Here is a 12,932-nt window from a genome sequence, read left to right as displayed (position 1 = left end):
GATTGCAGGATTATGCAACAGCTTTCTTCACCAGGTCAGCAGCTTCGCTCAGCAGGATAGCCGATTGAACTTTAAGACCGCTTTCATCGATCAGTTTTTTCGCTTCAACAGCGTTGGTACCTTGTAAACGTACGATGATAGGGATTTCGATATTACCCAGTTTGTTGTACGCTTCGATCACACCGGCAGCAACCCTGTCGCAACGAACGATACCGCCGAAGATATTGATCAGGATCGCTTTTACGTTCGGGTCTTTCATGATGATACGGAAACCGGCTTCTACGGTTTGTGCGTTGGCAGTACCACCTACGTCGAGGAAGTTGGCTGGCTCACCGCCGCTCAGTTTGATCATATCCATGGTAGCCATGGCCAGACCGGCGCCGTTTACCATACAACCTACGTTTCCGTCGAGCTTAACAAAGTTCAGGTTATACTGACCAGCTTCAACTTCAGTAGGATCTTCCTCTGAAACATCGCGCAGCGCAGCTACATCTGCATGGCGCATCAGGGCGTTGTCGTCGATGTTCATTTTACAGTCAACCGCAATGATCTTTTCATCGCTTGTTTTGAACAGCGGGTTGATCTCCAGCATACCGCAATCCAGCCCAACATAAGCGTTGTACAGGTTGGTAACGAATTTCACGCAGTTTTTGAACGCTTCGCCGCTCAGGCCGAGGTTGAAAGCGATCTTTCTTGCCTGGAAACCCTGCAACGGGCCACCAGGGTGTACCCACTCTTTAAATATTTTATCGGGTGTATTATGGGCTACTTCTTCGATATCCATACCACCTTCTGTACTGTACATGATCACGTTCATACCGGTTGCACGATCCAGGAGGATGGAGAGGTAGAACTCTTTTACCGGGTTAGGACCAGGATAGTAAACGTCCTGTGCAACCAGGATCTTGTTCACTTTTTTACCAGCAGCGCCTGTCTGAATGGTAACCAGGGTACCGCCGAGCAGGTTTTTGGCAATTGTTGCCGCATCTTCTGCACTTTTGGCAACAGCCACACCGCGCTGTTCTGTTCCTTCGATCTTACCTTTTCCGCGGCCGCCGGCGTGTATCTGGGCCTTGATCACGGCAAAATTGTTGCCGGTTTGGGTTTTGATCTGACGATAAGCTTCTTCTGCTGCCATTACTGTATCAACCGCAATGCCTTCCTGTACGGGTACATTGTATTTTTTCAGTAATTCCTTGGCCTGGTATTCGTGAAGGTTCATACGTTGAAAATTTCCGGCGAAGATAAGAGAATCCTACATTCATATTATCGCCTTTATTATTATTGTTGTAACATTAATTTGCATAATTTTACGCCGTCCTTGAATTATCTTCAAAACCTAAAATGAAAAGTATATGAAAAAAACATTGTTCGCACTGGCAGGCATGGCGCTGCTGATGGGTATTTACTCTTTTGTTCCTAAAGCGGATACTTATAATGTGAACGTTGATAAGAGCCGCATCGACTGGATCGCTTCCAAAAAGAACGATTTCCACACAGGTGCTTTCCCTCTCAAAAGCGGACAGGTTGTTCTTGAAGGCAATAAACTGAAGGGTGGTAAATTCGTGATCGACCTGGCTAACCTGAAAGTAACGGACGCAGCGGGCGACAGACTTGCAGGCCACCTGAAAAACGCAGATTTCTTCGATGTTGCCAAATTCAACGAAGCTACTTACGAGATCACAGGTGTAAATTATACCAGCGATAATACAGCTGCCCTCACCGGTAACCTGGTGCTGAAGGGTGCAAGCTTCCCTGTTAACCTGACTGCCAACATCCGCAATGCTGATGATAAGGCTTTCTTTGCAGAAGCTTTCTTCAGCCTCGACAGAACTGCTTTGGGTATTACTTACAACGGCCCTTCAAAAGATGTGCAGATGGCAGTACACATCTTCGCAAACAAATAATTTATTCTCAGCGATATCTGCGGCCCCGCCTTTTACGGCGGGGCTTTTTATTACAATACGCTCTGTATTGCATCACGTTTGTATATTAGTGCCATGAGAAAGATCTGTCTCCCCCTGTTTTTCCTCCTGGCTTCCTGTGCTACCGGTAAAAGAGTATTGAACGTTAAACCTGCCGGTGCCGGTTTAAGCGGAACCGCGTTTTATAACCTCGCTGCCAGCTGGAAATGGAAACAGCGCGATTCTCTTGCGGTAAAGGAGATATTGTCGGGTAATTACCCTTCGTTCCTGCAGCAGTTTGCCCGTATCGATGTGGAGATAGACGGAACTGAAGGGAAAAAAATCAAAGCCCATTATTATGTAGCGCCGGATTACCTGGCAGTGGGCAACAGCAAGGACTGGGCGCGTATTCCGCTTACACCCATGGCGGCCCAGGTTATTGCAGATAGTTTTCATTGTTTTCTGCCAACACGTAAAATTGTGGATGATATTTACCGCCAGGCTGTTGTTAAACTCGACCCGGTTCCTATGTATGCTTTCAGAGACAGCAGCGTTACCATGTGGCAGCATCACCTCATTATCGAAGGGCAGCGTGGCGGACGTAAAGGCCTGATTGCAGGTATAAAAAAAGATGTGGTATTATCCGGTAAAGTGAGTCGTGATGCAAGACCCGACCGTGAAGCAATCTATGGCTGGCATAAACCGGATGGTAAAGCGATACAGCCCTTATACACTGGTCATATCAACTGGTGGGTAGATTACAGTCATGGCATCAGGCTGGTATACCGTACGATCTGGGTGAACGGGAAGCCGATGGATTATACCGATGTACTGAAAGATCCGTCGCTGCGCGGATTGCTTTGCGATGAAGGTGAAGGCTGTGATTTTTACCGGTACTAGAGATAACGTTCTTCAATGATCTGCTTATGATGAAGCAAATGTCCGAAGATCATAAATGCCAGTGCATTTGCCGTGGTTTTGTGATCGCTGGATATGCCGGCATAGGCGAGCTGGTGTTCCTGTAATGAAGCAAGGAAAAGATCTGTTGACCGGCGCAATGCGCTGAATTCTTCTTTCAGTGAAGCAAATGTTCTGGCCGATGCTTCAGCGTTTTCGGCAAAACTGTTCTCATCGAAAGACGGGTTGGGCGTGTTGTCTTTTCTTGAGATCCGGAGTACGCGGTAAGCAAAGATCCTTTCCGTATCCATCACATGCTGCAGTACTTCTTTCAAGGTCCATTTATTGTCTGCATAACGGTAGTCTGCTTTTTCTTCGGGAAGATTTTCATAGAATGTGAGCAAGGCTGCCGAATGATTGCTGATCGCTTCGGATACGTCCCGGGCATCAACAAGCGAAATATATCTTCCGAAATAAGGTGCGTGATCGGTTGAAAGCGGTCTGGACATCAGTTGTTGTTTTGGTTGGTTTGTTGCTGCGAAGAAATATGAATAATCTCTTTTGCCATTGTTTTTTTAGCCTGGTCTGCAGCCTGTACTGCATTGTATGCATTGGCAATTCCACCTGTTCTGGACAGGTTGCCGAACGGTACAGGAACGGGATCGCCGCCCGGTTTGAGGCTAACCTCTTCCGGTGCCGGGATCAGTACAGATTGCTCGATGATCTTTTTTACCTGTACCGCAGTCAGTTCGGGATAGTAGGAGCGGAGCATTGCTGCTATGCCCGTTACAACCGGTGCAGACATACTTGTGCCCTGCAGGTTCCCATATTCATTCCTGCCGGGAAGTGTTGAATACATTTTCACACCCGGTGCATATACATCCACATTCTTCCTGCCGTAATTACTGAAATCACTGGTAATGGTTCCCGTGATCTTCGGATCACTGCTGGCACCTACATTGATGAAGTTTGTTGCAGTGCTGTTCCAGGCTTTCAGCCACGGATTGGGGAAACCGGTTTTCACATCCAGGTTATATCCTTCATTACCGGATGCATGAACGATCAGCACATCTTTATTTTCTGCGTATTTTACTGCACTGTCTACCCACATTTTTTCCGGTGAGAAATATTTGCCGAAACTCATATTGATGACCCTTGCGCCGTTATCTACTGCATAACGGATGGCCAGTGCAACGTCTTTGTCGTATTCATCACCGTCTGGCACCACACGCAGTATCATCAGCTTTACATTATCTGCCACACCATCTATGCCAATTCCATTGTTACGTTCTGCTCCGATCAGGCCGGCTACGTGCGTGCCGTGCATTGGTGTTGGCCCCATTACATCATTATTACCGTAAAAACGGTCGTTGAAATTGCTGTAATCATCCTTTACAATATCCGCACGCGGATCGCGGGGTGGTGCATCTTTGGATTCGAACGACAGTTTCTTGCCCTCTACATATTCTTCCAGCTGGTTGAGAATGCTGGCATTGCTTTCATTTTCCCGGTCGCTTGCAGAGATACCCAGTAAACGGATCCCGGTCAGATATCCGAGTTTGGCTTCTTTTCCTGTGCGTGTCTGCGGCTGAAATTGCTCCAGTTTTTCACAGGTAAATTCTTCGGTTCCCATTTCTTTACGTAACACTTTATCGTGCCGCTTCAGGGCTTTGCAGGTTACATCCAGGATGGCCACTTCCATCTGTTCTTCAGCGCTGAAATTGAGTTCGCCGCTGGCGCGGAGCCAGGTATGGTATGCTTCCTTTTCGGCTGTGGTAAAACCTGTGGTATCTGGTTTCTGCTGGAATTTGTCTTTCCAGCGGTGATATACGCGTGATCTTTCATCGGGCGCCCTTTTAATGCTGCGCCCATCTTTACCGCCAAGGAAATTCCAGCCATACACGTCATCTATATAACCATTACCGTCATCATCGATACCGTTGCCGGGAATTTCGCGCGGGTTGCGCCAGAGTACATGTTTGAGGTCTTCATGTGTGGTATCTACACCCGAATCGAGCACGGCAACGATCACAGGTTGCGACGGGCGCTTCTTTTCACGGAGATAATCATAGGCTTTGCCTAGGCTGATGCCATAAAACGAATCCTGCCCGCGGTCAAGCTGATACCAGTTCTTAGGAACCGGCTGTGCATGGCTGCAAACGAAAAAAAGTGGCACGGCCACAATACTCAAAACAATCCCACGACGCATGATACAGTGTACATTTCTTTCTATACAAATATGAGCAATGATAATGATAATATAATACCCCGCCCGGAGTTTTAGGAAAATGTTAATGCCACTCCGTCTCTTGTCGCCTTCTCCTGTTTTTGTTAACAATCCTCTAACAGGCTGAGGAAAAGCGCAGTAAATGTGTAAAAGCTTCAACAGGTAACCAGCCAGTTGATACTCCAGACCATGATGGCATGAGAATTTTTAGTTGAAAGGAAATCAATATTCATCTAAAACCTAAAAACATTGTTATGAAAACAATATGGACTAAACTCAAAAAAGGAGCAGCCCTGGCATGTACAGCTTTAACGGTTGCATTTATTTTTGCAAGCTGCGAAAAAGATGAGGTAAATGCTGGCATTACGTACAACCTCAGCGGTAATGCAACATCAGGCCAGGTAATACCTGTAGGCAGCAGCACCAGTAACGGTACGGCTACCATTACCGGTACTTATAATTCTACTACCAAAGTAATGAGTTATACTACTGCCTGGAGTAACCTGACCGGCGGACCTGTTGCAGGTGGATTTTTCAGCGGTGCGGCAGGTCAGAACGGTAGTTCTGTGTCTGTATGGACACTCGGCAGTGGTCTGAACAATTCCGGCAGTATTTCAAGCAGCATTACACTTACCAACGACCAGGAAGCACAATTGCTGAATAATAACTGGTATTACCTGCTTTCTACTTCCAGCAATATTTCGGGCGAAGTAAGAGGCCAGGTAACAGCAACAAGGGAATAAGCCGGCTAAATCCTGAACAAAACAAACACCCGCACAGGTTAACCTGTGCGGGTGTTTTGATGAATAAGGTTGTTCTTTAGCTTCCGCCGAATACTTTTTTCAGGATATCCGTTGTTCTTGCCACAGGATCTTTGCGGATATGTTTTTCTTCAGAAGCAAGCTGGCTGAAGATCCCCGAAAGCGCACGTTCGGTTACATAGGCCGAAAGGTCGGGGTTGATCTTCTGCAGGCTTACTTTATTGTAGGTAGTGATGAGCGTATTCCAGTATTTGGTGGCATTCACTTTTGCGAGGGAGCTCTCGATCACAGGTCTGAAGGCTTCTGTAAGCTGTGGTGTGGTTTTGCCTTTGAGATAAACAGTTGCTGCCGAATCTGATCCCTTCAGTATACCCAGCGCATCCTGAAAACTCATTTGTTTGATGGCGGAAGTGAAGATCGGCGCTGCACTTTTACAGGCATCTTCCGCAGCGCGGTTCATAGACAGGATCGCTTCATCCACCTGGCTGCCAAGGCCGATTTTACGCAGGGTGCTTTCTACTTTCTGCGCTTCCGGAGGCAGTAATATCTTGAGTGCGGCGTTGGCAAAGAAACCGTCGGGTTTGGATAACAGTGCGGTTCCTTTCTGCGTTCCTACGGCCAGCGCTTCTTTCAGTCCGGCTACAATATCGTCGTTGCTGAGTCCGGCACCGCTGCCGCCTTTCAGTACATTACCGAGCGTACTGTTGCCTGCAGAATCTTTTTTTGTTACTTTTTTGATAAAGCCCCCGAGTCCCTGGGCATTGAGCCCGGTAGCCAGTGCTGAACCGAGCAGGAGGATAATGAACTGTTTCTTCATAAATAAAAGAGATATCTTAAACGATAGAATGCCTCAAAAATAGCGAGAAACGGCTGCGGTGTATGTGAACGATTTGCTATAATCGGTTCCTGCTTGAAAAGCTGCGGTATTCTTATTACCTTCAGAGCATAAAACTATTTGTTATGAGACCGGTAATGTATCTGCTTGCTCTTTGTACTGCCTGCCTGTTTGTGTTGCCCGGAAAACTCCATGCGCAGACAACAACCTATATCATTCTGAGGCATGCCGAAAAAGACACAACTGCACCCGGTTCCACAGCCATGCAGGCCGATCCGCCGCTGAGTAAAAAAGGGCAGGAACGCGCCCAGCTGTTGCTGGATGTATTGAAGGAATACAAACCCGATGCGATCTATTCCACCAATTATGCCCGTACAAAAGCGACCGTAGCGCCGCTCGCCAAAAAATTCAATAAGGAAGTTCAGATCTACGATCCGCGTAACCTGGGAGCATTTGCCGGACAGCTGGCTAAAGAAGAAGGAAAAACCATCATTATCGTAGGCCATTCCAATACAGCGCCTGCCCTGGTCAATTTCCTCATCAAGGAGAAGAAATACGAGCCGCTCGATGAGAGCATTTACAACCAGTTCTGGGTGGTAACCATGCTGCATGGTATGGGCTCTGCCAAAGCGATTACTTATTAGCCAGTTGCATATACACATACAAAGCATATCCTGCCGCAGAAACGTTCCTGCGCACGGGGAATGCCGTTATGGATGCAATAAGCCAATAATCCAATACCTTTGCGCACTTTATTATGAAATACGAGAAGGAAATCAACAGGCGCAAGACATTCGCCATTATATCGCACCCGGATGCCGGTAAAACCACGCTTACGGAGAAATTGCTGCTGTTCGGTGGTGCAATCCAGACTGCCGGTGCCGTAAAGAGCAACAAGATCAAGAAACATGCAACGAGCGACTTTATGGAGATCGAACGTCAGAGAGGTATCTCGGTGGCTACTTCCGTAATGACTTTCGAATACAACGATACGCTGATCAACCTGCTGGATACGCCCGGTCACAAGGACTTTGCGGAAGATACTTACAGAACCCTTACGGCGGTGGACAGTGTGATCCTGGTGATAGACAGCGTGAACGGGGTAGAAGACCAGACCCGCAGGCTGATGGAAGTATGCCGCATGCGCGATACACCGGTGATCGTATTCATCAATAAAATGGATCGCGACGGAAAGAACCGTTTCGACCTGCTGGAAGAGATCGAAGCTGAGCTGAAATTATCCCTGCACCCGATGACCTGGCCGATCAACAGCGGTAAGGAATTCAAGGGCGTATATAATCTCGATGCAAAAAACCTGCGTCTATTTACCGCCAGCACCAAAGCCGATGACGATGATACCATTGCCATCAGCGATCTTTCCGAAAGCCTGCTCGATGAAAAAGTAGGTGAGCGCGATGCGGAGCAGCTGCGTGAAGATGTGGAGCTGATCGATGGCGTTTACGGTGCACTCAATGTGAACGATTACCTGCAGGGAAAAGTAGCACCCGTATTTTTCGGTAGCGCCGTAAATAATTTCGGGGTGAAGGAAATGCTCGACACGTTCATTCATATTGCACCCGTACCACGCAGCCGCGAAACTTCGGCCCGTACAGTGGATGTGGGTGAGGATAAATTCAGCGGTTTTATCTTTAAGATACATGCCAACCTCGATCCCAAACACCGCGACCGGATCGCGTTCATGCGGGTGTGCAGCGGCAAATTCGAAAGAAATAAATATTACCATCATGTACGGCTGGACAAGGATATGCGGTTCAGCAACCCGTACAGCTTTATGGCCCGCAGCAAAGACATCATTGAAGATGCTTATGCAGGTGATGTGGTAGGCCTGTTCGATACGGGAAACTTCAAGATCGGGGATACACTTACGGAAGGAGAGGATTTTTATTTCACAGGTATACCTACATTCTCCCCGGAGATCTTCAAGGAACTGGTGAACAAAGATCCCATGAAGACCAAACAGATGGAAAAAGGTGTGAGCCAGCTTACAGATGAAGGCGTGGCCCAGCTCTTTACACAGTTTGGCGGGAACAAGAAGATCATCGGTTGTGTGGGTGAACTTCAGTTTGAAGTAATCCAGTACCGTCTGCTGCAGGAATATGGCGCAGCCTGCGAATTCAGAACGCTGCCGTTCTACAAAGCCTGCTGGCTCACGAGCAAAGACCAGAAAAAACTGGATGATTTTCTCCGGTTCAAACAACAGAATTCAGCAGAAGACAAAGATGGCAACCCTGTATACCTGGCCCAGAGTGAATGGTTCCTGAATACCGAGATCACCAATAACCCGGATATACAATTCCATTTTTCAAGCGAAGTGCATAAATAAATTACCGGATGCAGCAGACCAGCACTGATCTCATTATCATTGGCGGCGGTCCTATCGGACTGGCCTGCGCGCTGGCTGCCAAAAACAATGGTCTGGGTTACGTAGTGCTGGAAAAAGGCTGCCTTGTGAACTCGCTCTATCATTATCCGGTGAACATGACATTCTTCTCCACTTCTGAAAGACTGGAGATCGGCGGCATCCCCTTTGTGAGCAACCAGCCGAAACCCGGGCGGAATGAAGCACTGGAATATTATCGCCGTGTTGCTGTAGCAGCTAAATTGAATATCCGACTGTTCGAAAAAGCAGAAACAATTGTAAGAGAGAGCGGGCAATTTGAAATAAACACATCAGCCGGAAATCATTTTACCGCAAAGTATGTGATCATTGCCACCGGTTTTCATGACCTGCCTTATTTACTGAATGTTCCGGGTGAAGAGCTGCCTAAAGTAACACACTATTATAATGACCCGCATTTTTATGCCTTTCAGAAAGTGCTGGTAGCAGGAGCCAATAATTCAGCTGTGGATGCGGCGCTGGAAACCTGGCGTAAAGGTGCCGATGTTACCATGGTGATCCGGAAAGGAGAGATTGGAAGAAGGGTAAAATACTGGGTGAAGCCGGATATCGAGAACCGCATCAGCGAAGGCTCCATCAAAGCCTATTTTAATTCTACAATTACCGCTATCCGCGAAACGGAAGTGGATATACAAACACCAGACGGACCTGTTACCATTGCCAACGATATGGTAATCGCTGCTACAGGCTACCAGCCCGATCTGCCTTTTCTCCGTAAAGCAGGGATTGAGCTTTCGGCAGATGAAACCCGTAAACCGGCATATAACCCGGATACGCACGAAACCAATGTGCCCGGTATCTATCTTGCAGGTGTGATCTGCGGCGGGATGGACACGCATAGTCTTTTCATCGAGAATTCGAGAGAACACGCTGAGAAGATCATCAGTCATATTATCGCTGCTAAATAATACATACAAATGGAATTATTTCAGACAGAACGGCTATTCATACGCCGGTTTACACCAGGCGATGCCGATGATTTTTACAGTTTCAACGGCGATCCTGAAGTGATGAAATATATCCGCCCCGCAAAAGACCGTGAAGGCTGCGATGCGTTTCTTGCGGAGAACATCAGTTTGTATGATCCGGGAAATGTAGCAGGACGTTATTTTACCGGCGAAAAAGAAACAAAGCGTTTTGTCGGCACATTTTCATTACTGCAGATTCCCGGTGAAGACGGTATGCATATCGGCTATGGCCTGCTGCCGGCATTCCAGGGTAAAGGATATGCGCTTGAAATGCTGATGGGTGGAACAGATTTTTTCTTCCGCAACAGGCCCGATCCTTTCCTGATGGCCATCACAGAAAAAGAAAATACCGCTTCACAGAAAGTGTTACGGAAAGCAGGTTATATGTTTCATGCAGATCTGCAGCAGCATAAACCCTTGTATATGTATCGTATTGCCCGGCCTCTCAGTGAACAACCGGCAGTGTGATCGTAAACACCGCGCCTCTGCCTTTACCTTCGCTGCAGGCGGTTACTTCGCCACCATGACGCCGGAGAATTTGCCTGGTAAGGTATAACCCCAGTCCGGTAGACTTTTCCCCGGCCGTTCCGCTTTGTCTTTTTCCGGAGAATCGTCCGAACAGATCTGCAGTATCTGCCGGGTTGAACCCGATTCCTTTATCTGAGATCCGTATAAAAGCTTCTTTCCGGCTGTTAAGTCCGGCTTCTATCTCAACAATGTTGCCCGGATGCGAGAATTTTACGGCGTTGCCAATGAGATTGCTGATGGCCTGACATAAAAGATTGGGGCTGCAATAGAGCATGGTTTGTGGCAGATCACCCGTTATGATCTGTACATTTTTTTCCTTAGCCTTGAATTGATGCTGTTCAACCGCATCCTGTATAACCAGCGCCAATGCTTCCGCATGATCGGTATTGAAGGCGGCGGGATGGCCGAGACGCAGCATCTGCAGAATATCTTCGAGTAATTTCAGCTGTTGCCTTGCTGTCTGCTTCATAGTGGCAGCATGTTTTTTTGTGCGCGACAGATCCGTTTCAAGTTCTATCAGGTGTGCAAGGCTGTCGAGCGTAGCCAGCGGTGAACGGATATCGTGAGAGAAAAGGGTAACGAGTTCGCTTCTTTCCTGTAATAGTTTATCCTGTTCATGAAGGGTATGCTGGATTTCTTTCAGTAAGAGGCCGGCTTCATCTGTATAATTAACGGGAAGTTCGGGGAGTTTCTCTTTTTTAACATAATCGCTCAAAGCCGACTGTGCCTGGTTGAGCGGCCAGAGCAATCCGCGCAGAGCCAGCAGCGTAGCAGCGGTAGCAGCCAGAGTGGCAAAAAGAGTGGTGAGAACTACCTGCCAGCCCGTAAGCTGAATAAAACCGGAACTGATCACAATGATGAGTACGATCAGCGGAATATGAATACCGATAAATGCAATAAAAAGAAATTTTGCAGTATAACTACGGGATAAAAAAGGAATGCCGGAAACCGCTTTGTAAACGTTCTTCATGCAGGTCAGTTATTGGACAGCCTAAATTAGGAAAAAATGTTATGTGGCTGTATATCTCATAAAGCTGCTTTTCTCTTGTTCAGCAATTTGAGGTAATTTTGCCGCTTATGAAAGTGCGAAGCTTAAAGAAAGACAAGGTTAATATCATTACCCTTGGCTGCAGTAAAAACCTGGTTGACAGTGAAGTGCTGAGTGGCCAGCTGGCAGCGAATGATATTGCCGTGGTGCATGAAAATAAAAAACTGGACCACAATATCGTGGTGGTGAATACCTGCGGCTTTATCGACAAGGCCAAGGAAGAAAGCATCAACACCATCCTGGACCAGGTTGAGCTGAAACGGAGGGGAAAACTGGATAAAGTATATGTGACCGGCTGCCTGAGTGAGCGTTACCGCGGCGACCTCGAGGCGGAAATGCCCGAAGTGGACGCCTGGTTCGGAACCATGGAATTACCCCTGATCCTGAAAAGATTCGATGCTGATTATAAAAAAGAGCTGGTAGGGGAACGTTTTTTGAGCACACCGCAACATTATGCTTACCTGAAGATCAGCGAAGGCTGTAACCGTACCTGCTCATTCTGCGCTATTCCGCTGATGCGCGGACAGCACGTGAGCCGCACTATAGAAGACCTGGTTGCCGAGGCGGAGAGTCTTGTGAAAAAGGGTGTGAAAGAGATCATGCTGATTGCACAGGAACTGACCTATTACGGACTGGATATCTACAAAAAGAGGGAATTACCACGTTTGATGAATGCGCTGGCAGATGTGAAAGGGCTGGAATGGATCCGTCTGCACTATGCTTACCCAAGTAAATTCCCGATGGAGATACTGGATGTAATGCGCGAGCGCGATAATATCTGCAAATACCTGGATATGCCTTTGCAGCATGCCAGCAATAACATGCTCAAAGCCATGCGCCGCAACATTACCCGCGAGGAAATGACCGAACTTATCCACGAGATCAGGAAACGTGTACCCGGCATCTGCCTGCGAACAACGCTGATCGCAGGTTTTCCGGGAGAAACACAGGATGATATAGAAGAATTGAAATCATTCCTCGCAGAACATCGCTTCGACCGCGTAGGGATTTTCAATTACAGCCATGAGGAAAATACCAGCGCATATGACATGACGGATGATGTACCTGCCGAAGAAAAAGCAGCACGTGCGCAGGAAGTGATGGAAGTACAGCAGGAGATCAGTTATGAAAAGAACCAGGAGAAAGTAGGCAAGGTGTTCAAAGTACTGATCGACAAAAAAGAAGCCGGACGTTACCTCGGCCGCACAGAATTCGACAGCGTGGAAGTGGATAATGAAGTGGTGATCCATTCGAAGAAAAAACTGCAGATCGGAGATTTTGTACAGGTTAAGATCACAAAAGCATACGACTACGACCTGGAAGGGGAAGTAACAGAACCATAAGG

General features: G+C 47.5%; 13 protein-coding genes. 8 read left to right on the top strand and 5 right to left on the bottom strand.

Annotated features, from left to right (window positions below):
* Positions 1-10: 10 nt before the first annotated feature.
* The gene (gene sucC / locus B5D42_RS13955) at positions 11-1,222 is read right to left on the bottom strand and encodes an ADP-forming succinate--CoA ligase subunit beta (protein WP_078832141.1); all 1,212 of its coding nucleotides are present in this window, start codon (positions 1,220-1,222) and stop codon (positions 11-13) included.
* A 133-nt stretch (positions 1,223-1,355) separates the two neighbouring features.
* On the opposite strand from sucC, the gene B5D42_RS13950 reads away from it, so the two are divergent.
* Positions 1,356-1,907, top strand: a complete 552-nt coding sequence (locus B5D42_RS13950; RefSeq protein WP_078832140.1) for a YceI family protein — start codon at positions 1,356-1,358, stop codon at positions 1,905-1,907.
* 93 nt (positions 1,908-2,000) lie between these two features.
* Entirely contained in the window at positions 2,001-2,804 is an 804-nt protein-coding gene (locus B5D42_RS13945; RefSeq protein WP_078832139.1) for a hypothetical protein, read from the top strand.
* On the opposite strand, the gene B5D42_RS13940 is transcribed toward B5D42_RS13945, so the two are convergent.
* Both B5D42_RS13940 and B5D42_RS13935 read right to left on the bottom strand, forming a co-directional pair.
* A complete protein-coding gene (locus B5D42_RS13940; protein WP_078832138.1) occupies positions 2,801-3,310 on the bottom strand; it encodes a DinB family protein in 510 nt (169 codons plus the stop codon). The two genes, B5D42_RS13945 and B5D42_RS13940, sit on opposite strands and share 4 nt — an antisense overlap.
* Positions 3,310-5,010, bottom strand: coding sequence for a S8 family peptidase (locus B5D42_RS13935; RefSeq protein ID WP_078832137.1), 1,701 nt, complete (start codon positions 5,008-5,010; stop codon positions 3,310-3,312). The genes B5D42_RS13940 and B5D42_RS13935 overlap by 1 nt, the downstream gene beginning before the upstream one ends.
* A 272-nt stretch (positions 5,011-5,282) precedes the next feature.
* On the opposite strand from B5D42_RS13935, the gene B5D42_RS13930 reads away from it, so the two are divergent.
* A complete protein-coding gene (locus B5D42_RS13930; protein ID WP_078832136.1) occupies positions 5,283-5,771 on the top strand; it encodes a CHRD domain-containing protein in 489 nt (162 codons plus the stop codon).
* 76 nt (positions 5,772-5,847) lie between these two features.
* Here B5D42_RS13930 and B5D42_RS13925 read toward each other — a convergent pair whose 3' ends face one another.
* A complete protein-coding gene (locus tag B5D42_RS13925; RefSeq protein WP_078832135.1) occupies positions 5,848-6,606 on the bottom strand; it encodes a DUF4197 domain-containing protein in 759 nt (252 codons plus the stop codon).
* A 143-nt stretch (positions 6,607-6,749) separates the two neighbouring features.
* Between B5D42_RS13925 and B5D42_RS13920 the strand changes: the two genes are divergently transcribed.
* The 4 genes from B5D42_RS13920 to B5D42_RS13905 all read left to right on the top strand — a co-directional run bounded on the left by B5D42_RS13920 (position 6,750) and on the right by B5D42_RS13905 (position 10,479).
* Positions 6,750-7,268 (top strand): SixA phosphatase family protein, encoded by a 519-nt coding sequence (locus B5D42_RS13920; protein WP_078832134.1) that lies wholly within the window; start codon positions 6,750-6,752, stop codon positions 7,266-7,268.
* 113 nt (positions 7,269-7,381) lie between these two features.
* Complete coding sequence (locus B5D42_RS13915) at positions 7,382-8,968, top strand: peptide chain release factor 3 (RefSeq protein WP_078832133.1); 1,587 nt, start codon at positions 7,382-7,384, stop codon at positions 8,966-8,968.
* Positions 8,969-8,976: 8 nt separating this feature from the next.
* Positions 8,977-9,951, top strand: a complete 975-nt coding sequence (locus B5D42_RS13910; RefSeq protein ID WP_078832132.1) for a YpdA family putative bacillithiol disulfide reductase — start codon at positions 8,977-8,979, stop codon at positions 9,949-9,951.
* Positions 9,952-9,960: 9 nt separating this feature from the next.
* Positions 9,961-10,479, top strand: coding sequence for a GNAT family N-acetyltransferase (locus B5D42_RS13905; RefSeq protein WP_078832131.1), 519 nt, complete (start codon positions 9,961-9,963; stop codon positions 10,477-10,479).
* Here B5D42_RS13905 and B5D42_RS13900 read toward each other — a convergent pair.
* Positions 10,457-11,509 (bottom strand): sensor histidine kinase, encoded by a 1,053-nt coding sequence (locus tag B5D42_RS13900; protein ID WP_078832130.1) that lies wholly within the window; start codon positions 11,507-11,509, stop codon positions 10,457-10,459. The two genes, B5D42_RS13905 and B5D42_RS13900, sit on opposite strands and share 23 nt — an antisense overlap.
* A gap of 107 nt (positions 11,510-11,616) precedes the next feature.
* On the opposite strand from B5D42_RS13900, the gene rimO reads away from it, so the two are divergent.
* The gene (gene rimO / locus B5D42_RS13895; protein WP_078832129.1) at positions 11,617-12,930 is read left to right on the top strand and encodes a 30S ribosomal protein S12 methylthiotransferase RimO; all 1,314 of its coding nucleotides are present in this window, start codon (positions 11,617-11,619) and stop codon (positions 12,928-12,930) included.
* The last annotated feature ends 2 nt before the right edge of the window (positions 12,931-12,932 follow it).

The organism is Sediminibacterium ginsengisoli (assembly GCF_900167075.1).
GTDB lineage: Bacteria > Bacteroidota > Bacteroidia > Chitinophagales > Chitinophagaceae > Sediminibacterium > Sediminibacterium ginsengisoli.
Note: the sequence above shows the minus strand (reverse complement) of the source record. Positions and strands in the feature narration are given on the sequence as shown.

Excerpts from the sequence above, each read along its gene's own strand:
- B5D42_RS13945 (WP_078832139.1), top strand. The coding sequence starts at position 2,001 with ATGAGAAAGATCTGTCTCCCCCTGTTTTTCCTCCTGGCTTCCTGTGCT.
- B5D42_RS13930 (WP_078832136.1), top strand. The coding sequence starts at position 5,283 with ATGAAAACAATATGGACTAAACTCAAAAAAGGAGCAGCCCTGGCATGT.
- B5D42_RS13905 (WP_078832131.1), top strand. The coding sequence starts at position 9,961 with ATGGAATTATTTCAGACAGAACGGCTATTCATACGCCGGTTTACACCA.
- B5D42_RS13935 (WP_078832137.1), bottom strand. The coding sequence starts at position 5,010 with ATGCGTCGTGGGATTGTTTTGAGTATTGTGGCCGTGCCACTTTTTTTC.
- sucC (WP_078832141.1), bottom strand. The coding sequence starts at position 1,222 with ATGAACCTTCACGAATACCAGGCCAAGGAATTACTGAAAAAATACAAT.
- B5D42_RS13940 (WP_078832138.1), bottom strand. The coding sequence starts at position 3,310 with ATGTCCAGACCGCTTTCAACCGATCACGCACCTTATTTCGGAAGATAT.
- rimO (WP_078832129.1), top strand. The coding sequence starts at position 11,617 with ATGAAAGTGCGAAGCTTAAAGAAAGACAAGGTTAATATCATTACCCTT.
- B5D42_RS13925 (WP_078832135.1), bottom strand. The coding sequence starts at position 6,606 with ATGAAGAAACAGTTCATTATCCTCCTGCTCGGTTCAGCACTGGCTACC.
- B5D42_RS13920 (WP_078832134.1), top strand. The coding sequence starts at position 6,750 with ATGAGACCGGTAATGTATCTGCTTGCTCTTTGTACTGCCTGCCTGTTT.
- B5D42_RS13900 (WP_078832130.1), bottom strand. The coding sequence starts at position 11,509 with ATGAAGAACGTTTACAAAGCGGTTTCCGGCATTCCTTTTTTATCCCGT.
- B5D42_RS13950 (WP_078832140.1), top strand. The coding sequence starts at position 1,356 with ATGAAAAAAACATTGTTCGCACTGGCAGGCATGGCGCTGCTGATGGGT.
- B5D42_RS13910 (WP_078832132.1), top strand. The coding sequence starts at position 8,977 with ATGCAGCAGACCAGCACTGATCTCATTATCATTGGCGGCGGTCCTATC.
- B5D42_RS13915 (WP_078832133.1), top strand. The coding sequence starts at position 7,382 with ATGAAATACGAGAAGGAAATCAACAGGCGCAAGACATTCGCCATTATA.